The sequence below is a fragment of the Nitrincola sp. genome, from assembly GCF_048264025.1.
Lineage (GTDB): Bacteria > Pseudomonadota > Gammaproteobacteria > Pseudomonadales > Balneatricaceae > Nitrincola.
Genome location: NZ_JBLXDN010000030.1, coordinates 22,400 through 43,710 on the forward strand (window position 1 = coordinate 22,400; position 21,311 = coordinate 43,710).

Annotated in this window: 18 protein-coding genes; 10 read left to right on the forward strand and 8 right to left on the reverse strand. The window is 51.8% G+C overall.

What is annotated here, in order from left to right:
• Positions 1 to 65 precede the first annotated feature (65 nt).
• From ACN0R1_RS16680 to ACN0R1_RS16695, 4 genes are read left to right on the forward strand one after another with little or no spacing between them, the layout of a single operon-like run.
• The gene (locus ACN0R1_RS16680) at positions 66 to 707 is read left to right on the forward strand and encodes a TetR/AcrR family transcriptional regulator (protein WP_417584914.1); all 642 of its coding nucleotides are present in this window, start codon (positions 66 to 68) and stop codon (positions 705 to 707) included.
• On the forward strand, positions 704 to 1,762 hold the full coding sequence (locus ACN0R1_RS16685) for an efflux RND transporter periplasmic adaptor subunit (RefSeq protein ID WP_417584916.1): 1,059 nt from the start codon (positions 704 to 706) through the stop codon (positions 1,760 to 1,762). Before ACN0R1_RS16680 ends, ACN0R1_RS16685 begins: the two co-directional genes overlap by 4 nt.
• The gene (locus ACN0R1_RS16690; protein WP_417584918.1) at positions 1,759 to 4,812 is read left to right on the forward strand and encodes an efflux RND transporter permease subunit; all 3,054 of its coding nucleotides are present in this window, start codon (positions 1,759 to 1,761) and stop codon (positions 4,810 to 4,812) included. The genes ACN0R1_RS16685 and ACN0R1_RS16690 overlap by 4 nt, the downstream gene beginning before the upstream one ends.
• Before the next feature lie 16 nt (positions 4,813 to 4,828).
• Positions 4,829 to 6,115 (forward strand): TolC family outer membrane protein, encoded by a 1,287-nt coding sequence (locus tag ACN0R1_RS16695; RefSeq protein WP_417584920.1) that lies wholly within the window; start codon positions 4,829 to 4,831, stop codon positions 6,113 to 6,115.
• Positions 6,116 to 6,461: 346 nt separating this feature from the next.
• Here the strand turns inward: ACN0R1_RS16695 and ACN0R1_RS16700 are convergent, their stop codons facing one another.
• From ACN0R1_RS16700 to ACN0R1_RS16720, 5 genes are all read right to left on the reverse strand, one after another.
• Positions 6,462 to 7,103: a hypothetical protein gene (locus ACN0R1_RS16700; protein ID WP_417584922.1), complete on the reverse strand. Its 642-nt coding sequence runs from the start codon at positions 7,101 to 7,103 to the stop codon at positions 6,462 to 6,464.
• Positions 7,104 to 7,133: 30 nt separating this feature from the next.
• Positions 7,134 to 7,700 carry a dCTP deaminase gene (dcd, locus tag ACN0R1_RS16705; RefSeq protein WP_417584924.1) on the reverse strand — a complete coding sequence of 189 codons (567 nt, stop codon included), beginning with the start codon at positions 7,698 to 7,700 and terminating at the stop codon, positions 7,134 to 7,136.
• Positions 7,701 to 7,838: 138 nt separating this feature from the next.
• Positions 7,839 to 8,687, reverse strand: coding sequence for an iron-sulfur cluster carrier protein ApbC (apbC, locus tag ACN0R1_RS16710; RefSeq protein WP_417584926.1), 849 nt, complete (start codon positions 8,685 to 8,687; stop codon positions 7,839 to 7,841).
• A gap of 261 nt (positions 8,688 to 8,948) precedes the next feature.
• A complete protein-coding gene (trmA, locus tag ACN0R1_RS16715) occupies positions 8,949 to 10,046 on the reverse strand; it encodes a tRNA (uridine(54)-C5)-methyltransferase TrmA (protein ID WP_417584928.1) in 1,098 nt (365 codons plus the stop codon).
• Positions 10,047 to 10,116: 70 nt separating this feature from the next.
• A complete protein-coding gene (locus tag ACN0R1_RS16720) occupies positions 10,117 to 11,337 on the reverse strand; it encodes an HDOD domain-containing protein (protein ID WP_417584930.1) in 1,221 nt (406 codons plus the stop codon).
• 160 nt (positions 11,338 to 11,497) lie between these two features.
• Between ACN0R1_RS16720 and metG the strand changes: the two genes are divergently transcribed.
• From metG to ACN0R1_RS16735, 3 genes are read left to right on the forward strand one after another with little or no spacing between them, the layout of a single operon-like run.
• The gene (gene metG / locus ACN0R1_RS16725; protein WP_417584932.1) at positions 11,498 to 13,537 is read left to right on the forward strand and encodes a methionine--tRNA ligase; all 2,040 of its coding nucleotides are present in this window, start codon (positions 11,498 to 11,500) and stop codon (positions 13,535 to 13,537) included.
• Between the two features lie 18 nt (positions 13,538 to 13,555).
• Positions 13,556 to 14,254: a VWA domain-containing protein gene (locus tag ACN0R1_RS16730; RefSeq protein WP_417584934.1), complete on the forward strand. Its 699-nt coding sequence runs from the start codon at positions 13,556 to 13,558 to the stop codon at positions 14,252 to 14,254.
• A gap of 9 nt (positions 14,255 to 14,263) precedes the next feature.
• Complete coding sequence (locus ACN0R1_RS16735; RefSeq protein WP_417584936.1) at positions 14,264 to 15,001, forward strand: J domain-containing protein; 738 nt, start codon at positions 14,264 to 14,266, stop codon at positions 14,999 to 15,001.
• A gap of 6 nt (positions 15,002 to 15,007) precedes the next feature.
• Here the strand turns inward: ACN0R1_RS16735 and ACN0R1_RS16740 are convergent, their stop codons facing one another.
• From ACN0R1_RS16740 to ACN0R1_RS16750, 3 genes are read right to left on the reverse strand one after another with little or no spacing between them, the layout of a single operon-like run.
• Positions 15,008 to 16,018: a hypothetical protein gene (locus tag ACN0R1_RS16740; RefSeq protein ID WP_417584947.1), complete on the reverse strand. Its 1,011-nt coding sequence runs from the start codon at positions 16,016 to 16,018 to the stop codon at positions 15,008 to 15,010.
• A complete protein-coding gene (locus tag ACN0R1_RS16745) occupies positions 16,008 to 18,137 on the reverse strand; it encodes a tRNA(Met) cytidine acetyltransferase TmcA (RefSeq protein ID WP_417584938.1) in 2,130 nt (709 codons plus the stop codon). The genes ACN0R1_RS16740 and ACN0R1_RS16745 overlap by 11 nt, the downstream gene beginning before the upstream one ends.
• The gene (locus tag ACN0R1_RS16750; protein WP_417584939.1) at positions 18,137 to 18,766 is read right to left on the reverse strand and encodes a GGDEF domain-containing protein; all 630 of its coding nucleotides are present in this window, start codon (positions 18,764 to 18,766) and stop codon (positions 18,137 to 18,139) included. The genes ACN0R1_RS16745 and ACN0R1_RS16750 overlap by 1 nt, the downstream gene beginning before the upstream one ends.
• A gap of 105 nt (positions 18,767 to 18,871) precedes the next feature.
• Here ACN0R1_RS16750 and ACN0R1_RS16755 point away from each other — a divergent pair, with 105 nt between their 5' ends.
• From ACN0R1_RS16755 to ACN0R1_RS16765, 3 genes are read left to right on the forward strand one after another with little or no spacing between them, the layout of a single operon-like run.
• Entirely contained in the window at positions 18,872 to 19,486 is a 615-nt protein-coding gene (locus ACN0R1_RS16755; protein WP_417584941.1) for a glutathione binding-like protein, read from the forward strand.
• A 20-nt stretch (positions 19,487 to 19,506) separates the two neighbouring features.
• Complete coding sequence (locus ACN0R1_RS16760; protein ID WP_417584943.1) at positions 19,507 to 20,640, forward strand: FAD-dependent oxidoreductase; 1,134 nt, start codon at positions 19,507 to 19,509, stop codon at positions 20,638 to 20,640.
• On the forward strand, positions 20,630 to 21,175 hold the full coding sequence (locus ACN0R1_RS16765) for a hydrolase (protein WP_417584945.1): 546 nt from the start codon (positions 20,630 to 20,632) through the stop codon (positions 21,173 to 21,175). The genes ACN0R1_RS16760 and ACN0R1_RS16765 overlap by 11 nt, the downstream gene beginning before the upstream one ends.
• The last annotated feature ends 136 nt before the right edge of the window (positions 21,176 to 21,311 follow it).

The window sequence follows — 21,311 nt, forward strand, 5'->3', positions numbered from 1 at the left end:
TAATATTGAACTGACCGGTCAGTAAATATATCATTAGCACCTTTCTAGAACAGTCGGTTTAAAATATGACCAAAGGCAGACCCCCTACTCACAGTCGTGAGAAACTCCTTGAAAAAGGGATAGAACTGTTTCATCAAAATGGTTATCACGGCACTGGGCTCAGCACCATCCTAAAGGCCTGCAAGGTCTCCAAGGGCTCTTTTTACAACTTCTTCAACAGCAAGGAAGAGTATGCTATTGAAGTCATCGAATTTTACCAGGCACTGGAGATTGATCGATGGAATCAGGAGTTTGACCAACTCAGCGGCTCACATTTTGTAAAGTTACGCAAAACTTTGGCCCTACTGGTTGAAGAACTGGACAGCTGCAGTGAGAATATAGGCTGCCTGATTGCCAACCTGTCCGGTGAAATCGGTAACGAATCACCCGCTTTTCGGCAAGCGATAAGCCGATCGACATCTCGGGTAATTAAACTGATAGCCGAAGATATGCAGATCTGTCAGCAGGAAGGTTGTGTTCGAACCGACCTACCTCCTCATGTGCTGGCCTCACTGATATGGGATTGCTGGCAAGGCGCGCTGCTACGTATGAAAGTGGAAGACACCCGAACCCCACTGCGCGAGACACTGGCACTGCTATGGGACTATATTTTACCACCGGCTACATCCAAGACTGATCAAGATTTCAACAAGGGACCGCATGCATGAAATACCTACGCTCACCACTTACGTCCAGTCTGCTTTGTTTCAGCTTGGCACTGACAGCACTTCCCCTATTGGCTCAAGAATCACAGGGGCTGCCAGCTGAGGTTTATCAGGTTGAAACCTCTTCACTAAACCATGTGCTTAATGCAGTCGGCACCCTGCGAGCCAATGAGTCAGTGATTCTTCGTCCGGAAATCACTGGACGCATCTCAGACATTCTGTTCGGAGAAGGTGAAGCGGTCGAAGCAGGACAGGCTCTGATACAACTGGATGGCGCGTCCTATGAAGCCGAATTGGCGCAAGTGCAGGCTCAGGCCAACCTCAGTCGGGTTGAATATCAGCGAGCCGCTGACCTGCTGGAACGTCGCGTCGGTTCTCAGACAGATCGTGATACACGACTGGCGCAGCTGCGGGTAGATGAAGCGCAAGTGGAGCTCGCCCGTACACAACTGGCAAAAACCACGATTCGTGCACCATTTGACGGCATGGTTGGTCTTCGTCATGTCAGCCCAGGCGACTTCATCTCTGCCGGACAAGACCTGGTTGAAGTGACTGACTATTCAGAAATGAAAATGGACTTCACCCTACCGGAACGTAACCTCAGCCAGGTTAAAGTGGGGCAGCAGATAGAAGTGCTGGTCGATGCACTCCCAGGTGAAACTTTCCAGGGAGAAGTTTATGCCATCTCCCCTTCATCGCGCAGCAGCAGCCATAATCTGAGCATTCGTGCCCGCATACCCAATGACAGCGGCAAACTGCGCCCAGGACTGTTTGCTCGTATCATCATTATTACCGGACAGGATGACCAGGCGCTGATGGTTCCTGAAAGTGCCATTATCCCCGAAAACAATGACTTTTTTATTATGCGACTGGATGAAAACAACCAAGTCAGTCTAGTGCCAGTAACACTCGGCAGTCGTCGCTTTGGTATTGTACAGATACTCAGTGGAATTGAAGCTGGTGATGTCATCGTGACCGCAGGCCAGATCAAACTGCGTCCCGGCATGCCAGTTACTCCACTTTTCCCTCAGACTAACAGCCAGGGATCGGATGCATGATTCTTTCTGACATCAGTATAAAACGACCCGTACTTGCAACCGTTATCAGCTTGCTGGTACTGCTGGTAGGTTTTATCTCTTATGACCGCCTGACACTACGTGAATATCCACATATCGATGTACCCGTGGTTACGGTTGATACAACCTACACCGGGGCCAGCGCTACCATCATCGAGTCACAGGTGACAAAAATCATTGAAGACTCGCTGTCAGGTATTGAAGGCATCGACTTTATGAGTTCGATCAGCCGCTCTGAACGCAGCCAGATCACCATCAACTTCCGTATTGACCGCGATCCGGATGCTGCCGCCAACGATGTACGCGATCGCGTCAGTCGTGTCAGGGGGCAGTTACCCGATGATATCGATGAACCGATTGTGGCCAAATCTGAAGCCGATGCACAACCAATTATCTGGATAGCACTATCGTCTGATGTGCATGATCCGATGGAAGTGACCGACTTCGCTCAACGGCGTGTGCGTGATCCACTGCAAACCGTTTCCGGTGTAGCCAGTGTGCGCATGGGTGGTGAACGTCGTTATGCTATGCGTCTGTGGCTGGACCCAGACAAAATGGCCGCTTATGAAGTGATTCCGCAGGATATTGAAGCCGCGCTGCGTTCTCAGAACATCGAGCTGCCCGCTGGGCGTATCGAGAGCCAGGACCGTGAATTCACTATCCTGGCACAAACTGATCTAAACGAAACTGAAGAGTTTGAACAGATCATCATTCGTCAGGATGGTGATTATCTGGTGCGGGTATCTGATGTCGCTCGTGTCAGCATCGCACCCGAAGCTTCACGTAACTACGCCCGTTTCAACGGCGTCAGTGCACAAGGCCTGGGGATAGTACGCCAGTCAACCGCCAACCCGCTTGATGTATCATCCGGTGTGCGTGAAATGCTTGCCACTATCGAACCGACCCTACCGGAAGGTATGAAGATCCAGGTTGCCTACGACTCATCCATATTTATTGAACGCTCAATTGAGTCAGTCTACGAGACGCTGATCATCGCCGGACTACTGGTGGTCGTGGTGATTTTCTTCTTCCTGCGCAACCTGCGTGCCACGCTGATTCCAGTAGTCACCATCCCGCTGTCCCTGATCGGGGCATTCGCGATGATGTATCTGCTGAACTTCTCCATCAATACCCTGACACTGCTGGCACTGGTTCTTGCCATAGGTCTGGTAGTGGATGATGCCATCGTTATGCTGGAAAATATTTTCAGACACGTGGAAGAAGGTCTGCATCCGATTCAGGCCGCGTTCAAAGGCAGTAAGGAAATAGGCTTTGCCATCGTTGCCACCACGGCTACGCTGGTTGCGGTATTCGTACCCGTGAGTTTTTCCAGTGGTCAGACCGGACGCCTGTTTACCGAGTTTGCCCTGACGCTGGCGGGTGCCGTCGTAGTGTCTACCTTTATTGCACTGACCCTGGCACCCATGCTCTGCTCTCGGTTACTGCATCATGAGAAAAAACACAGCGCCATCTTCAACCTGATCGAAGGCTGGCTGGTAGGCCTGAGTAACGGCTATCACTGGTTGCTTGAAAAAACCCTGAATGCACGCATCTTTGCCGTGGCATTGATGCTTGTCAGTCTGGCAGGTGCAGGCTACTTCTACACCCTGCTGCCGCAGGAACTGGCACCGATCGAAGACCGCGGCACCATCATGACCTTCTCGGTCAACCCTGATGGCTCGTCTGTAGAGTACGTGAACCGCTATGCCAAACAGGTTGAAGCGATTATTTCAGGAGTTCCTGAACGCACGCACCACTTTGCCATCACCGGCTTCCCCAGCGAAACCAACTCACTGACCTTCGTGCGTCTGGATGACTGGGAAAATCGTACCCGCTCACAACAGGATGTTGCCGCTGAACTCACCGGTAAACTCTATGGTGGCGTACCGGGCAATATGTCCTTTGCCATCAACCTGCCATCGCTGGGTCAGAGCTTCATCTCCAGACCGGTCGAGTTTGTCATCAAGACCACTGGTGACTATGACGACCTGAAAGTGATCACCGATCAGATGCTGGCAAAAATTGCAGAAAATGAGAACTTTCAGCAGGTTGACACAGATCTTAAGCTCAACAAGCCGGAACTGAGACTGACACTCAACCGCGAAAAAGTGGCTGAAGCCGGTTTAAGTGTTGCTGAAGTCGGCCGTAGCCTGGAAACCTACATGTCGGGTCGTACCCTAACCCGCTTCAAGCGTGGTGGTGAACAATATGACGTAATACTTCAGATTGAAGACAGCTTCCGCGAAACACGTGATGACCTGTCAAAAGTCTATGTGCGTTCCGCCGATGGCGAAATGATTCAATTAAGCAATCTGATTACGGTTGAAGAAACCGTAGCACCGCGCGAACTGAACCACTTTGACAAACTCAAAGCGGTCACAATTGAATCCATGTTAGCACCTGATTATAGTCTCGGAGATGCTCTGGACTATCTTGAAGCCGCCTTGGCCGAAGTTGCACCGGATGCGCTGTTCGACTATGCCGGTCAATCGCGTGAATTCCGTGAATCAGCTAATACCATGCAGGTCACATTTATCCTGTCGCTGATCTTTATCTTCCTGGTATTGGCCGCACAGTTCGAAAGCTTCAAAAACCCGCTAATCATCATGTTGGCGGTTCCGCCGGCACTGGCAGGTGGACTAGTCGCGCTGTACTATTCGGGTGGAAGCTTGAATATCTACAGCCAGATTGGCTTGATAACGCTTGTTGGTCTGGTCACCAAACATGGTATTCTAATTGTCGAATTCGCCAACCAATTGCAAGACAAAGGCATGGATATTAAAGAGGCTATCATTGAAGCCGCTTCACTACGCCTGCGCCCAATTCTGATGACCACCGGTGCAACTGTACTCGGTACTCTGCCGCTGGCTATGGCCGTTGGTGCTGGTGCCGAATCACGTCACCAGATAGGTTGGGTTATTGTCGGCGGTATGATGTTAGGTACCTTGCTGACATTGTTTGTCATACCCACCATTTATAGTATTTTTGGTAAACGTAACTTTAAAGTGATTGAGCCCGATTATGAAATCTAAGGACTGTTCTGTGAAAATGCTGAAAAGACTTTTACTCCCAACCCTGATCAGCTCAGCCCTGACAGTTTCCGGTTTCGCTTCTGCCGGACCTCTGGCTGACCTTTATCGTCTGGCGTTGGATAACGACCCACAACTGAAGCAGGCCGAAGCCGAACTCATGGCAGGTCTGGAAGCCCCGGTTCAGGGACGCGCTGGTCTTTTGCCAAGCGCTAACCTGACGGCCAGCACCAGCGATACCTCCGGGGGAGATCACACTACCGGCTACAGCGTAAGCCTGGAACAGCCGGTTTTTGATGCCGCCAGCTATTATAACTTCAAACGTACCGAAGTATTGGCTGAGCGTTCCAACATTGAGTTTGATCAGGCACAGCAAACCCTGATTCTACGCAGTATTGAAGCCTATCTGGAAGTGCTCAGAGCGCTCAGTACTCTGGAAAACTCCCAGGCACAGGAACGCGCATTACAGCGCCGCCTGGACCAGGTCAATGCGCAGTTTGAAGTGGGCCTGATTGCCATTACTGATGTGCAGGAAGCCCAGGCAGCCTATGACCTGGCTGTCGTTGTGCGCATCGATGCTGAAGGCGATCTGCAAAACAGCTATGAAGCACTGGAGCGTCTGGCTGGCCAGCCGTACAGCCAGGTTGCTGAACTCAACGCAGACTATCCAATAGTCGCTGTTGAGCCCGCTGATCCGCAGGTTTGGTTGGAAAAAGCTCGCCAGGACAATCTCAGTCTGAAAGTGGCTGAAGCACAACTTGAAGTGACTCGACGTAATGTACAAAGCAAACGCAGCGAACATTTACCCACTGTCACCCTAGGCCTGACACACAACAACAACCGTATTCATGGCAGCAGCACACGTGACGGCTGGAATGACAACAACACAGTTGCCCTGCGCATGAATCTGCCACTGTACGCAGGTGGCAGCATCAACTCAGTGCAACGCCAGGCTGAGCATGAGCAGATAGCAACCACACACCTCCGTGAAGACACCCTTCGTGCTGTAACAGAAGGTACGCGCTCATTGCTGCGCACCCTGCAAACCAGCTCACAAGGTGTTAAAGCACGTCAGCAGAGTATTCTGTCTCGTGAAACCGCTTTACGGGCAACAGAAGAAGGGTTCAATGTGGGAACACGTAACGTGGTGGATGTACTCCAGGCAGAGCAAAATCTGTTTGAAGCCCGCCTGGCTTACGAAAACGCCCGCATCGACCACATAAACGCTCTGTTTCAGTTCAAACAAACCATCGGCACCCTGAATCCCGATGACTTGTTTGCCTTAGATGAGTGGTTAATACCCTAAGGCATCGCCCAGAGACTGGGCTCCTACAATCATAGAGAACCCTGCCTGTAGGAGCCCAGTCTCTGGGCGATAGGGTTGTTCGCCCGCAGAGCGGGCTCCTACAATCATAGAGAACCCTACCTGTAGGAGCCCAGTCTCTGGGCGATAGGGTTGTTCGCCCGCAGAGCGGGCTCCTACAATTACAGAGAACCCTACCTGTAGGAGCCCAGTCTCTGGGCGATAGGGTTGTTCGCCCGCAGAGCGGGCTCCTACAATCATAGAGAACCCTACCTTGTAGGAGCCCAGTCTCTGGGCGATTTGGAGTTGTTCGCCCGCAGAGCGGGCTCCTACAGAAAAACCCTTCACATCAGTGAAGGGTAATCCCCAAGGGCTTGACCTGTTCTTTAATCACATCAAATCGATCACGCAAATCTTCCAGCGGGAACAGGCCAAAATCCAGCGGATCAACGGGTAGCTCATACCAGTCCAGGGTCCACACGCGAGTCATCAGTTCAAACTCACCAATCAGTGCGTCCATAAAGATCATCACCGCTTCTACGCGCGGGTCCATTTCCAGAATATCTGGCATATCATCCAGATACACCGCCAGCTGTAACTTGCCCTCGATCAAACGCAACGAGCACCAGTAATCTTCAATCTGACAGATTTCATCACCCAGATTCACCCGAGCAGGCACGGGATTGCAGCGTTCATTAAACGCCTTGAACTCTATACCCCGCAGTGCCGGCGCCATACTGACCAGACTCAACACCGAATGAATCGATTCGGGATAGCCATCACAGCCAAACACCATTTCAACCGGGCCTTCTTCGTCATCGCGCTCAAAGTGGAAGGTCAGATTGCGATCAATTTTCTGCAAACGCTCACGGTACTCTTCCAGTAACCGGTCAGCATCAAAATGACTTTCATGCTGGCTTTCCAGCAACTGATCCAGTGTTTTTTCCAGCTGACTCCAGAATGCCTGAATCTGCTCAAAGTCGTTTACCATAGTACCTCAATAATACTTCAATGATTATGCTCAGGTTCTCGGAACAACAACGCCAGTCTGGCCCTGATACTTGCCTGCACGGTCCTTGTAAGAGGTTTCACAGACTTCATCCGCTCCCAGGAACAGCATCTGCGCGACGCCCTCATGTGCATAAATACGAGCGGGCAGTGGCGTGGTGTTGGAAAACTCCAGCGTCACGTGACCTTCCCACTCAGGCTCCAGTGGCGTGACATTAACGATAATTCCGCAACGGGCATAAGTGCTTTTACCGAGGCAAATCGTCAAGACTTCGCGGGGAATACGAAAATATTCAACCGTACGCGCCAGTGCAAACGAATTGGGTGGAATAATACAAACATCCGACTTCACATCGACAAAACTGCGATCATCAAATTGTTTAGGATCGACAATACTGGAATTGATATTGGTGAATATTTTGAATTCATCGGCACAGCGAACATCATAACCATAACTGGATGTGCCATAAGACACGATCGGTTGGTTATTGGAACGTCGCACCTGATTTGGCTCAAACGGCTCAATCATTTGCCGCTCCTGCGCCATCTGCCGAATCCACCGGTCTGATTTAATACCCATACACGCTCGCATTGTTATTTGTGACTGAACAACCAGCTATTTTAACCTGTTACGCAAAAAAAAACCGCCTCTTTTTACAGAGGCGGTAACAACCTGATACTAATATGTGGGGAACAAACTTCTTACTAAACTCTTGTATCAGTCATTTAAGACAGCGATAGACGGACCTTGGTTCCCAGCTTCTGCAAGTTTTTTCGTCAATTCGACTGTTTTTTGTGCAATACCCCGGTATATCTGCGCTACACGACCCTCCGGGTCAGCTACTACGCTGGGAACACCGCTATCCGTCTGCTCACGAATCTCAATAAGCAGCGGCAACTGTCCTAAAAGTTCAGTTTCATAATCCCGAGCAATACGCTCGCCACCACCAGAACCGAAAATAGCCTCTTCATGGCCACAATTACTGCAAATATGCAGGCTCATGTTTTCAATAACCCCTAACACCGGAATATCCACCTTGCGGAACATTTCAATGCCTTTTTTACAATCCAGCAGGGCAATGTCCTGAGGGGTTGTCACTATCACAGCACCGGTGACTGGCACTTTTTGTGACAAAGTCAATTGAATGTCGCCGGTACCTGGCGGCATATCAACAATCAGATAATCCAGATTATCCCAACGCGTTTGCATCAGCAGTTGCTGCAAAGCACCTGCCGCCATGGGGCCACGCCATACCATCGGCGTTGAATCGGTTACCAAAAAACTCATCGACATGACTTGGATGCCGTGCGCCTTTAATGGTAGAAAGTGCTTGTCTTCATCGGCCTGGGGACGTGTACCTGAAGGGATACCCAACATCATACCCTGACTAGGACCATAGATATCAGCATCAAGAATACCCGTGCGATAACCTTCAGCGGCCAGCGCCAGCGCCAGATTAACTGCAGTAGTCGACTTACCAACCCCGCCCTTGCCCGAAGCAACTGCAATAATCTGCTTAACACCGTCCAGACCTGGGCGACCACCCATCTGTTGTACTGCTGACATATTCTTCTCCTGTGCACGTGCATTGACTTGTGCGTTAATTCCTACCAAGTTACCTGTAGGAGCCCGGTCTCCGGGCATCTGTGGGAGCCCGGTCTCCGGGCATCTGTGGGAGCCCGGTCTCCGGGCGATTATCGATTGTGTTCGTGATTATATTCGCTCGCGGAGCGAGCTCCTACAGGAACACATCATAACGCATCTCTGTGGGAGCTCGGTCTCCGAGCGATTGTTCGCTCGCGGAGCGAGCTCCCACAGGTGATGGGCTTAACCCTTTTTAACTAACCATACTCCACATTCTAAATGATCGGTATAGGGAAACTGATCAAACATGGCAAAGCGCTCGATTGTGTGGGTTTTACAAATTTCCCGCAAATTCTGCTGCAGGGTATCGGGGTTGCAGGATATGTATAGAATCCGCTCATAGGCAACCACCTGCTGAACTGTATCATCATCCAGACCTGAACGGGGTGGATCGACCAGAACGGTACTGAAGTTGCAGGTATCCAATGCCAAACCAGCCACTTTACGCGTTTCCTTCTCACCGCGGAGCACCTTGACCAGATCTTCCGAGGGCATGCGCAGCACATCGATATTGTCGATGCCATTATTGACGATGTTATCCCTCGCTGCATTTACCGAGGTTTTAGAAATCTCTGTCGCTACTACGCGTCGAAAATTCTGCGCCAACGGCAGGGTAAAATTACCGTTACCACAGTAAAACTCAACCAGATCTGTCTCACCGGCACTGTCACCAGTGACATCCAGTGCCCAGTGAATCATATGCCGACACACTTCGGCGTTGGGCTGAGTAAAGCTGTTTTCCGTCTGAATATAGCGATAATCCCGACCGTTGATAGGCAGGGTTTCCACCACATAATCCCGGTCCAGCATAATCTTGGATTTGCGTGCACGCCCCACTATGTCGATATTGAAGGCTTCCCGCAGGGGTGTTACCGCCGCCACCCAATCATCCCCAATTTGACGGTGATACAACAAAGAAACCAGCAGCTCACCCGACAAGGTGCTTAGGAAATCTACCTGAAACAAACGGTAACGTAGCTCTTTAACCGGGCGAATCGCATCCAGAAGTGCAAACATCACCTCATGAATACGCTCAGACACCATCGGACAATGCGTCACCTTAACCGGCGCGCGATTGTTCCCCGGCTCGAACATTACATAATACAGATCATCACCCTCATGCCAGGTACGAAACTCGGCACGCATGCGATAGTGTTCACGTGGTGACTCATAAACTTCAACGGCAGGTAGTTCAAATTCAGCAAACTGCTGCAATAAACGCTGCTGCTTGGCGGCCAGCAGCTGCGAATAACGTTCAGGATCGACCTGAGGAAGTGACATAAAAAGCCTCTGTATACATCGGACAACAAAGGCGGGATTTTATCAGGCAAATGGCTTGAAAACGACTTAATCAGCTACGCATAGCCTGGGCAACTTCATGCGCCGCCATCTCCCATTTGGGCAGTTGATCGATCACCCCAATAGAAGTCAGGTATTCACGCGATAGCCGCCCTCCCAGATTGCACCCCATCGCATTAAATAAAGGTGGCAGCAACGAGTCCGCCAAGTGAACGGCAGTGAGTGCCGAAAACGCAGTATCACCGGAGGCACCAGGCACATGGTGAAACAGCACGGCATGCACCATTTCCGGTGCCAGATTCCAACGATCCAGTAAGAAAGCTCCGGCCTGCGCATGGGTTGCGCCCAGCAGCATTTTTTCTACCACGTACAGCGGTTGATTTAACTCTTGTGCCCGGATCATCACTTGATGGTATTGCTGACCATCGCCCATGGCCAGCAAAATCATACCCACATCCAGTAGCAGCCCAGCAAGTCGTGCCTGTGCCTGCATATTGCGGTCGTAACCCGAATCCCGGCAAATATCAGACGCCAACTGACTAACCACAACAGAGCGCTCTTGCAACTGATCGAAAGAGAAGCCCCGCCACTGCGCCGTTTGTGGCATAGACTCAAACAAGTGTGCTGTCAGCACCAGATCACGGATAGTTCTTAAACCCAACAAATTGACCGCTTCTTTAACGGTAAAAAAGTTATGCGATGACAAACCGAAATAGGCTGAATTCACCAACTGAAGGATTTTGGTCACTATGCCAGGATCACGCTGGACGATATCGGCAATCTCTTTCACACCCGATGTTTCAGAGCGCAAGGCTTCGTCCAGATCGACCAGTATGGCGGGAAAAGACGGTAGATGCCCCAAAGAGGAGATGTAATCACGCAGCTCGGGTTGGGTCAGAAACTGTTCCGCTTTGATGGCGCGATCAACCGCCTCATGCAGCGCGCGCTCAGTATATTCCAGCGATAAACAACGGTGTGCTACTTCTGCCGCATGCCCCGCTTCAAAGGGTTTCATCGGATGAGTGATGAGAATACGACCGATACCAGGGCGCATTTTACGCACTTTTCGCAACAGCTCGATCGATTCTTTTACATGCGAATGTGTTTTAATTACTATCACATGATACTCAGATTCCGGCAGGGATAATATCTGAAAAGCTTCATCAATACTGAACACTTTGCTCTGCTCCGCACGCAAAGGAAGCGTAGCGGCGCCTTTTTCATCGCGCAAATCGCAAAACAGCACTTGTGTATCAATATTGGATGATGCCATTACCGGACCCTTTTACAACACATCGCAGATTATAATTTTTGTTTGAAAATAGCACTTGAACTTAAAAGCACTGTCACTGAGGTTCATTAGGCAAAAAAAACAGCGTAGAATCAATATACAAATCCAATATCCTTATTGTAAATATAGCTTTGAGCCGAAAATGACCGCAAATTCACGCAATATACTCGTCACCAGTGCCCTGCCCTACGCAAATGGCCCTATCCACCTGGGTCATATGGTTGAATACATCCAGACCGACATCTGGGTAAGATTCCAGAAACAGCGTGGAAATACCTGTATTTATGTGTGTGCAGACGATGCACATGGCACACCGATCATGCTCAAAGCCAGCCAGATGGGCCTGACGCCAGAAGAACTGGTCAGCAAAGTGAGTATAGAACATCAGCGTGACTTTGCTGGCTTCATGGTCAATTTTGATAATTACCACTCCACTCATTCAGAAGAAAACCGCTACTACGCCTCATTGATATATGAGCGTCTGCGTGATGCTGGCCATATAGCGCGCCGCACTATTACCCAAGCCTTCGATCCTGAAAAAAACATGTTTCTGCCAGATCGTTTCATCAAGGGTGAATGCCCTAAATGCGGTGCGGCGGATCAATACGGTGATTCCTGTGAGGCCTGTGGTGCTACCTACAGCCCGACAGAACTGAAAAATGCCTATTCGGCCATTTCTGGCGCCAAACCCATCGAAAAAGATTCAGAGCACTTCTTCTTCAAGCTGGCCGATTTTGAAGACTTCCTGCGTACCTGGGTGGATGGCCATGTACAGGAACAGATGTCGCATAAACTGAATGAATGGTTTGAATCCGGTCTGCAGCAGTGGGATATTTCCCGTGATGCGCCCTATTGGGGCTTTGAAATACCCGGTGAAACCGGCAAGTACTTCTACGTCTGGCTGGACGCGCCTATCGGTTATATGGCCAGCTTCCGCAACTGGTGTGAACAGAACCAGGTAAATTTTGATAGCTACTGGGGCCCAGAGTCGACAGCTGAACTGTACCATTTCATTGGTAAGGATATTGCCTACTTCCATACCCTCTTCTGGCCAGCCATGCTCAAAGGTGCGGGTTTCAGAACGCCGACCGGCGTTTTCTGTCACGGCTTTCTGACGGTGAATGGACAAAAAATGTCCAAATCCCGCGGCACCTTCATTATGGCAGAAACCTACCTCAAGCACCTGCGCCCGGAATACCTGCGCTACTACTTTGCTGCCAAGCTAGGCTCCGGCATTGATGATATCGATCTGAGCCTGGATGACTTCCGCATGCGCGTGAATGCTGACCTGGTCAATAAAGTAGTCAACATAGCCAGCCGCTGCGCCGGTTTCATCAGTAAGAAGTTTGACGGTCAACTCGACAGTCAACTTGCCGACCCGGAGCTATATCAACAGTCCGTCGCCATGGGTGAAACCATCGCCAAAGCCTATGAAGCGCGCGAATACAGCCGTGCTATGCGTGAAATCATGCACCTGGCTGACAAAGCCAATCAGTATATCGACACCGCCGAACCCTGGGTTCTGGCCAAGCAGGAAGGCAAAGAAGCCGACGTACTGGCGTGTTGTACCCAGGGCATCAACCTGTTCCGCGTCATCATCAGTTATCTGGCGCCGGTATTACCTTCTGTGGCAGAAGAAGCTGCCGCGTTTCTCAACATTGAAGGATTTAAATGGGATGCGATTGAACAACCTCTGCTGAATCACCGTATCAATAAGTTCAAACCACTGATGCAGCGAGTTGATCCTGAGATGATTGAAAAAATAATTGAAGATTCGAAACAGGATCTGCTGGAAGCCAAAGCAATCACCAACAAGCCTGTGATGCAGACAGAACTGGAAAAAGAGCCGCTGGCAGACACCGTCGAGTTCCCTGACTTCGCCAAAGTAGACCTGCGTGTTGTGCGCATCGCCAAGGCGGAGGCTGTTGAGGGTGCTGATAAACTGTTGCGACTGACACTGGACCTCGGCGGTGAAACGCGCAATGTGTTTGCCGGAATCAAATCCGCTTATAAACCGGAAGAGCTGGAAGGCAAACTCACCGTCATGGTCGCTAACCTGGCACCCAGAAAAATGAAATTTGGGGTTTCTGAAGGCATGGTGCTGGCGGCCGGTCCTGGTGGCAAGGATATCTGGATACTGGAGCCGCAAGCCGGTGCTCAGCCGGGTATGCGTATTCGCTGAGTTTTTCCTGGAGACCCAATGGCCAATAAAGACCTACAAAAAACGTCTGACACCCAGGCCATAGATCTATTCATAGATCAAGTAAACAAGATGCCGGCTATTCACACCCGTGAAGGTCGGCTGATCTTTGCACTGGATGCCACCGCCAGCCGCCAGGCTAGCTGGGATCAGGCGTGTCAGTTGCAGAGCGAGTTGTTTCTTGCCACACGCGACCTCGGCGGCCTCAGCGTTCAGCTGTGCTATTACCGAGGTTTTGGTGAGTTTCGCGTCACCCCCTGGATTAATGACACCAACGAACTGTTACGCCAAATGAACGGCGTCAGTTGTCTCGGTGGCCATACCCAGATCCGCAAGGTACTCAGCCAGGCGGTAAAAGAAACCCGCATCAAACAGGTCCGAGCCATCATCCTGGTGGTCGATTGCTGTGAAGAAGATTCGGACACTCTGTGCCAGAAAGCCGGCGAATTGGGTATGCTCAACACCCCTGTATTCATCTTTCACGAAGGCCAGGACAGCCAAGCTGGTCAGGTTTTTCAGCAAATTTGTAAACTCTCCGGTGGTGCCTACACCCCGTTTGACAGCCGTAGCGCCGATGTACTCCGTGAACTGCTGGCTGCCGTTGCTGTCTATGCCAGTGGCGGGCGCAAGGCACTGGAACATTTATCCACTTCTCAGAGTCAGCATATTAAGCGTCTGACACAACAACTGGGTAAATAGGAGTAACGCGTGCACCCTTTCGGTTTAATTGTTCTGACAGCCATCGGCCTGATCGGGCTGCTGTGGTTTCGCGCCCAGCCCAATGGCCAAAAACGTATGGCTCTGGCCAAACTGGTTTTGGTAATGCTGATTCTGGGGCTGGTCTATCTCAGCATCAGTGGTCGACTGCATATCATGGGCGCCTTGCTGGCACTGGCACTGCCATTCATTCAGAAACTCTTGCCTTTGATACTGCGCTTTCTGCCGGTAGCCGGCCTGTTCAAACAGCGCAAATCCGCGACTGGCCAGAACAGCCGTGCCGGAGGTAACAGCTCCCGCGTGACCACCGCTTTACTGGAAATGACACTGGATCATGATAGTGGCGTCATGGATGGCACCGTACTCCAGGGAGAACTGCAGGGCCGTGCGCTCAGCGACCTAAGTGAATCTGAGTTTATGCAGTTGCTGAAGACTTGCCGTAGCCAGGATGGCGACTCAGCCCGATTGCTGGAAACCTATCTGGACAAGCGCTTTGGTGACAGCTGGAGAGCGGATGATACAGGACCGACTACCGATCAAAGTCCAGAAGGGTCCGGTGAACTAACCCATCAAGAAGCCTATGCCATCCTCGGCCTTGAACCGGGAGCCAGCCGTGAAGAAATTATTCAGGCCCATCGCCGACTGATGCAGAAAATGCATCCAGATCGGGGTGGCAGCACCTGGCTGGCGGCGCGCATCAACGAAGCGAAAAAATGCCTGACTGACTGATCTGCTCTAAGGCACTCGATGGCGGCTGCCGGTTTCCCAAGGCATGGGACCCGCTGCCGGATGCAGGCGCAGCCCATTGTGACCATAGCGTGGATGAAAGCCGCGCATATATAACCCCCCATCAGTGGCTATATCAAACAACAAGGCTTCCTGACGCAGTTGAGGGTCAGGGTCATCCAAAGTAACCAATAAACGCCCACCGGAAAGCAATTTCCAATGACCTTTGCTCTCCAGAGCGGCTTGATTATTCAGATAATCCTCGCTGAGTGCCGCCGCTCCTTCTGGACTCAGATTCAGACGCACATCACGTGTGGTAACAGTCTCAGATAACTGATAGCGGCTAAACAGTGCAATCCGGGCTAAATTGCCGCGCTTGGCACAACCTGTATACACTCGGCCATCCAGCTGCATTTCAACCGTCAGTCCAAACCAGCTCTGAGTATCCTGGCAAACCTTGGGTTGCACCCGCAATGACAAGCGGTGTTTACGCTGACGCCCTTCGGTATCACTTTCCCAGAGCCAGTCGGCCCCTTCGCGAATGACATAGTTGATCGGAAACACCATCGTGCGCCGCTGCTGTGGCAAAAACACGGTGATTTTATCTTCGCTGATATCAGCCTGCCAGCCCGCTACACCCTCGGCGCGCAGTAAAATCCCCTCCAGGGTTTTCTGACAGGACGATGGGTCAGCGGACACATAACGCATCTCGTTAATGCGTAGGTGGCTACTGGAGCCATTGGCAAAGGCACCCAACCATTCAACATACAGGGGGGCTGAAACACCTCGCTGATTAAACAGGCGCTCAAGTTCATTCGGTACGGCGGCAACCGGTATCACCGCCGTACGCTGACAAGAGCGGAAATAAAACTGCCCATCCTCAACACTCACCCATCCCCGCTGGTAATGCTGTTCTACCGAACTGGTAAACGAAAAACCGGCACAACCTGACAAAAGCATCAGGCTGATCAAAATCAAACCCCGAATTAACTGCACACACCACGCTCCTTTAACCAGCATCGCAACAAGGCTCCAGCAACTGAGCGAGCAACTGAGCAACCCAATGGCGCAAACGTTGAAGCTGTAATCGCTGCCCCTGAATATGGCAACGATAAGCCGCCTGTTGCGGAGACTCCAAACGTAGCACCCGCGCAATCAACAACTCCTGATCTGCGTCAGGCAAGGCGGCTATATACTTCATCATATTAGCAGACTCTGTTCGACAACCCAGTAACTGTCTGATTTCTGGCAAACTGTCTTCAAACCCGCGCTGCTGATGCGCAAAACCCTGCAAACGCTGCAAGCTATCCTGGCTACAGGACTGCTGAGCCCTCAATCCGGTCAGGCAGGCCAATATCAATGCCGTATCATACGCCTGCGGGGTTGCCGCCAGACGCAGCAGAAAGCGTGATTCAAAACGTAACTGTGCCTGGTGCGACACGACCTCAGCCCTGTCGGATAAGGCCTGAAACACCAGCACTGGCCAACCGGCCGTCACCGCATCACAACGCTCGCCCATCCGCAGCGGAGCATACGCATTGTGTTGCCAAAAGCGTAGCAGTCCGGGGGTTGCAGCAAAAGCAGCGGCGCAGAAATCCAGCTGTTTCTCCCGCGCCTCTGCCTGTACCTGTGTCAGCAAGGCCGATCCCAGCCCTTGCGACTGAAGTGCGGGATGTACGGCAATGCGCATCACCCGCCAGCCCTGCAACTCAGCCGCCTCCAGCCAACCTTCACGTGCCACCAACGTCTGCGGAATTAAATCACCACCCGGACGACGCTGTCCTGCCCAGACACCCTGCGCCAGCTCTGCATCCAACGGGCCCTCTTCAACCAGTAAGGCAACCGCGACGGGAAACCTGCCCCGCTGCAATACACGCAATTGCAGGTCGGGACTGTCGAGCAATTGCCGCAGGTCATTGGGGGTAGTGCGATAATGTGCCGCTATCAGCAAGCCAAACAGCTGGTGTAACAAGACTTCATCAGTGAGTAGATCCACCGCACTCAGCGTCCGGTAAACCAGCATGGAGTCGGCGACCTCACTAAGAGCCGGTGGCTCAGCATCCAACAACAGTAACCGATAACTCAACGCTTCCAACGGATCCTGCTCAACCCAGCGCACCGGCGTATGCAGCTGGTATTCTTGCCATGGTCTGCCACTGTGGGTCAGATACTGCAAAAACCGCTGTTCAAAGCCGCGTCCATTGCCTTCATAGCCATGCAGCGTGGTAGCAAACCACTGCCGCGGCCAATGCTGACAGATAGCCTTCAGTAGCGTGACGGAGATGGCAGCCGCTTCATCGACAATAATCAGATCGGCCTCTGGGCTCTTTTGCACCAACACCGCAGGTGGATAAAAACGCACTTGTAATGCCGGATGACTGAAACCACTGCCCTGCAACTGTCCCTCGGGTAGCTGACGTTGCAAGGCGACAAAGAGTGCATCCACGGCACTGCGCTGAGGAGCACAAACACAAACATTCAGTGCCTGCTGCTGACACAACGAAGCCAATGCCAGCCCCAGTGAAGCACTCTTGCCTCGCCCGCGGTCGGCGGTAATAACCACCGTTTGCGCTAAAGCGGCCGACTGGAAATGCGCCGACAGTGAAGCCACCAGGCCTTCCTGATCTTTGCTTAAATAGGGATGATGATAGGGTGTTGTTGCCGACCTATCGGGTAATGGCAAACACCAAGCCAGCGCTCCAGGCTGCATAACCTGCAGCAGCTCTCGAGTTAAGCGCTGCAAAAAGTAGCCAGCAAGCGGTGTCTGATGATAACGGCTGCCACGCAGCGCGGCATATTCAGGATCAGCATAGGCTGACCACTGATCGGCGGGCGGTGTCAGTAAAATCAATTCGCCCCCACCCCGTAAAGTACCGCATACCTGTGCAAACGCATTGGGGTTAAAGCCGCAAAAGGCATCAAAAATAACCCGATCAGTTTCACTACCCAGCCACTGCAGAGCCTCGCGCGCAGAAACCGCTGCGATTCCAGCCAGCGAACGCTCAGAAATCAATAACGTCTGTTCTACGACAGGTTGCTGTGACAGGAAGTGTTGCAGACTGGCCTCAGCGGCGTCTTCTGCCGCCTGTAACCAATAGCAGGCACGAAACTGACTGCCAGGTGGAAGCTCGGTATTCATTAGGCGTAAGTTGGATTAAAGTCGTGGCTGTATTCTGCGTGAAACACTACCGTGCCAGGCGCTGTCTCCAGCGCACTAACCAGGGTTTCTGTAACCAGTTGTTGAGCCATTTCGCCACTCAGCGCAGATGTGGGTTGAAAGGTGCAAGCTCCCAGGGTCAGTTGTATCTGCCCAGGTTCAAATGCAGCTAAAACCGCTTGATGGCAACGCTCAGCAAAACTACCGGCATGCTCATTGGTGACAGGCAGCAACAACGCCAATTGCTGCTCGGAACAACGACCCAGTTGATCTCCGGGCCGAGATAGCTGATGCCCCAGAATATCAGCGGCTTGTCTAAGTGCAGTCGAAAAGTCCAGTTCGCTATCCAACAACTGAATATCCAGTTTCATCAAGGTCAAGGGTGTAAACTCCCTGACAGCTCGGCGGCACTCATTATCCAGCTGTTCAAAGAAAGGCTGAGCTTTTAACGCGCCGGTTTCAGCGTCAGACCGACTCACCCGTTCAAGCTCACTTTCAGCCCAGTGTTGATAGTCCGACAACTGGTGTTTCAGGCGATTAATCTGCAAGGTCAAACCGACCGAAAGGAGCGCCAGCAACAACGCCAGAATGATGAATAAAGTCAGAGCCACACTTTCTCCGCGACACAAGTTGGATTATCCTGCTGATCTGACTCAAGCTTATAACGTAGACAGGGTAATGAAAAGCCCGATTATAAAAACCTTACGGAGAGTGGGATGATAGATTTATATACCTGGGGCACCCCGAACGGCCAAAAAGTTTCCATCATGCTGGAGGCCTGTCGACTGCACTATTCCGTTCATCCCATCGACATTCTCAATAACGAGCAATTCGGTGAGGATTTTCTTAGCATCAGCCCCAACAACAAGATTCCGGCCATTGTCGATCCCGAAGGCCCTTCCGGCGAACCTATCAGTCTGTTTGAGAGCGGTGCCATTCTGATTTACCTGGCCGACAAGACCGGTGAGTTTCTACCACCCGAGGGTGCTGAACGCTATGAAGTACTGCAGTGGTTGATGTGGCAGATGGGCGGTTTCGGCCCCCTCCTCGGTCAAGCACATCACTTTAACCGCTTTGCGCCAGAGCAGGTCCCCTACGCCATTAAGCGCTACAGCGATGAGGCCAAGCGTCTTTGGGGTGTGCTGAACACACAGCTGACCAAGCGCCAGTTTGTTTGTGATGAACTGACGATTGCTGACTTTGCTATCTACCCCTGGGCCGCTCGCTTTGAATGGCAGGGCATTGATACAACAGCCTTCCCGGCGGTGAATGCCTGGATGGAGCAAATGGCAGAGCTTCCCTTTGTCGAGCGTGGTATGCAGGTTCCGTGAAACCGACAAAGGAGAAAAGTGTGCCTAATATTGCCATTATCGGCAGCGGTCCGGCGGGCTGCTTTCTGGCCGAAATACTGGCTCTTAAGTTGTCAGATGTGCAGATCGATATCTACGAGCGACTATCACATCCATTTGGACTGGCCGTCAGTGGCGTTGCCCCGGACCACCTGCATACTCGCAAGGTAACCGAGCAATTTGAACGTACACTGGCGCGCGATAATGTGAAGCTGATCGTCAACACCGAAGTAGGCAGTACAATCAGCTACAGCGAACTAAAACAGCACTATGACCGGGTGGTATTTGCCACCGGTGCCAGCGAAGATCGCCGGCTCGGCATTCCCGGTGAACACCTTACGGGTGTCTATGGCTCCGGCTGTTTCACTCGCTGGTACAACAGCCACCCTGAGCATAAAGACGTACAGCCGCTGATCGGTCAACGGGTTGGCATTATCGGCAATGGTAATGTGGCACTGGATATCGCCCGTGTTCTGGCCAAAACTGCGCAAGAACATCAGGCAAGCGCACTGTCTGAACCTGTCAGAACCCATTTAGCCAAGAGTAACATCAGCGAAATACACATTTTTGGCCGTCGAGGCCCCGCCGACGCCAGCTTCTCATTACCCGAACTGACTGAACTGGGCACCCTGGCTCAGGCAGAGGTGCAGGTGTCCTCTGATGCTCTGATCGGGATAGAGGCACAAAACCTGCCACCATCGCAGAAAAAAATGCTGCAACAACTGCAGCAGTATGCCGAAACACCGGCGGATGCATCCGCCGCCATACAGATACAGTTTCACTTTTATGCCACACCGGTAGCGGCCATTGGCACCACCCAACTGGAAGCCCTGGAAATTCGTGACAGCCGCCTGGACAACCTGGACTCTTCGTCATTAGAATCTTTGCCACTGGACTCTTTGCAACTGGACACGCTAATCACCGCTATAGGTTACTATACCCCAGCCATTGCTGGCGTTCCCTACGATGCAGAACGAGGGCGTTTTGCCCATAATCAAGGTAAAATTGAACCCGGTGTATATTGCCTGGGATGGTGCCAGCGAGGCCCTCAGGGTGTGATCCCAACAAACCGCAGCGAAGCCATGAACCTGGCACGCCAACTGATCAGGGAACTGGAGAGCCAAGATGTTGATTGATCGTAAGCTGTCGCGCCTGCTGGTCGTGGACCTGCAGGAAAAACTCATGCCATCCATACATGATGGCGAAAATCTGCTGAATAACTGTCGCTGGATGATTCAGGTTGCCAATACAATGGATGTACCTGTTCTGGCATCGGAACAGTACCCCAAGGGCCTGGGGCCAACGGTCGAACCGATCAGAGCGCTGTTAAAAGACCATGCCTTGATGGAAAAACACTATTTTTCCTGCCTCGCCGATGACGGCTGTCGCAGCACACTGTTAGACAAGCACTACCCACAGGTAGTGATCATCGGTACCGAAGCCCACGTCTGCGTCATGCAAACCGCACTGGAAATGAAAGAAGCAGGCCTGAACGTATTTATCGTAGAAGACTGCATCGGCTCCCGAGACCCCAACAATAAACAGCTAGCCATCGAACGTATGCGCCAGGCAGGCATCATCCTGGTTAGCCGAGAAATGGTCGCCTTCGAATGGCTACGCCGAGCCAAAACCCACGTATTCCGCTACGTAAACCGCACCTTCATCGCCTAAATAGCCCCACCCTGTAGGAGCTCACTCCGTGAGCGAACCAAATCACAACATTCGCCCCCTGTAGGAAATAAGATGGACCCGCCCCCCTAACAATGTGCCATGCTTAATCTGTAGAGAAAGCAAACCGGCATCTGAG

What these genes read in the sequence shown, in the direction of transcription:
- ACN0R1_RS16680 (WP_417584914.1), top strand. Translation starts at nt 66, where the DNA reads ATGACCAAAGGCAGACCCCCTACTCACAGTCGTGAGAAACTCCTTGAA.
- ACN0R1_RS16685 (WP_417584916.1), top strand. Translation starts at nt 704, where the DNA reads ATGAAATACCTACGCTCACCACTTACGTCCAGTCTGCTTTGTTTCAGC.
- ACN0R1_RS16690 (WP_417584918.1), top strand. Translation starts at nt 1,759, where the DNA reads ATGATTCTTTCTGACATCAGTATAAAACGACCCGTACTTGCAACCGTT.
- ACN0R1_RS16695 (WP_417584920.1), top strand. Translation starts at nt 4,829, where the DNA reads ATGCTGAAAAGACTTTTACTCCCAACCCTGATCAGCTCAGCCCTGACA.
- ACN0R1_RS16700 (WP_417584922.1), bottom strand. Translation starts at nt 7,103, where the DNA reads ATGGTAAACGACTTTGAGCAGATTCAGGCATTCTGGAGTCAGCTGGAA.
- dcd (WP_417584924.1), bottom strand. Translation starts at nt 7,700, where the DNA reads ATGGGTATTAAATCAGACCGGTGGATTCGGCAGATGGCGCAGGAGCGG.
- apbC (WP_417584926.1), bottom strand. Translation starts at nt 8,687, where the DNA reads ATGTCAGCAGTACAACAGATGGGTGGTCGCCCAGGTCTGGACGGTGTT.
- trmA (WP_417584928.1), bottom strand. Translation starts at nt 10,046, where the DNA reads ATGTCACTTCCTCAGGTCGATCCTGAACGTTATTCGCAGCTGCTGGCC.
- ACN0R1_RS16720 (WP_417584930.1), bottom strand. Translation starts at nt 11,337, where the DNA reads ATGGCATCATCCAATATTGATACACAAGTGCTGTTTTGCGATTTGCGC.
- metG (WP_417584932.1), top strand. Translation starts at nt 11,498, where the DNA reads ATGACCGCAAATTCACGCAATATACTCGTCACCAGTGCCCTGCCCTAC.
- ACN0R1_RS16730 (WP_417584934.1), top strand. Translation starts at nt 13,556, where the DNA reads ATGGCCAATAAAGACCTACAAAAAACGTCTGACACCCAGGCCATAGAT.
- ACN0R1_RS16740 (WP_417584947.1), bottom strand. Translation starts at nt 16,018, where the DNA reads ATGCTGGTTAAAGGAGCGTGGTGTGTGCAGTTAATTCGGGGTTTGATT.
- ACN0R1_RS16745 (WP_417584938.1), bottom strand. Translation starts at nt 18,137, where the DNA reads ATGAATACCGAGCTTCCACCTGGCAGTCAGTTTCGTGCCTGCTATTGG.
- ACN0R1_RS16755 (WP_417584941.1), top strand. Translation starts at nt 18,872, where the DNA reads ATGATAGATTTATATACCTGGGGCACCCCGAACGGCCAAAAAGTTTCC.
- ACN0R1_RS16765 (WP_417584945.1), top strand. Translation starts at nt 20,630, where the DNA reads ATGTTGATTGATCGTAAGCTGTCGCGCCTGCTGGTCGTGGACCTGCAG.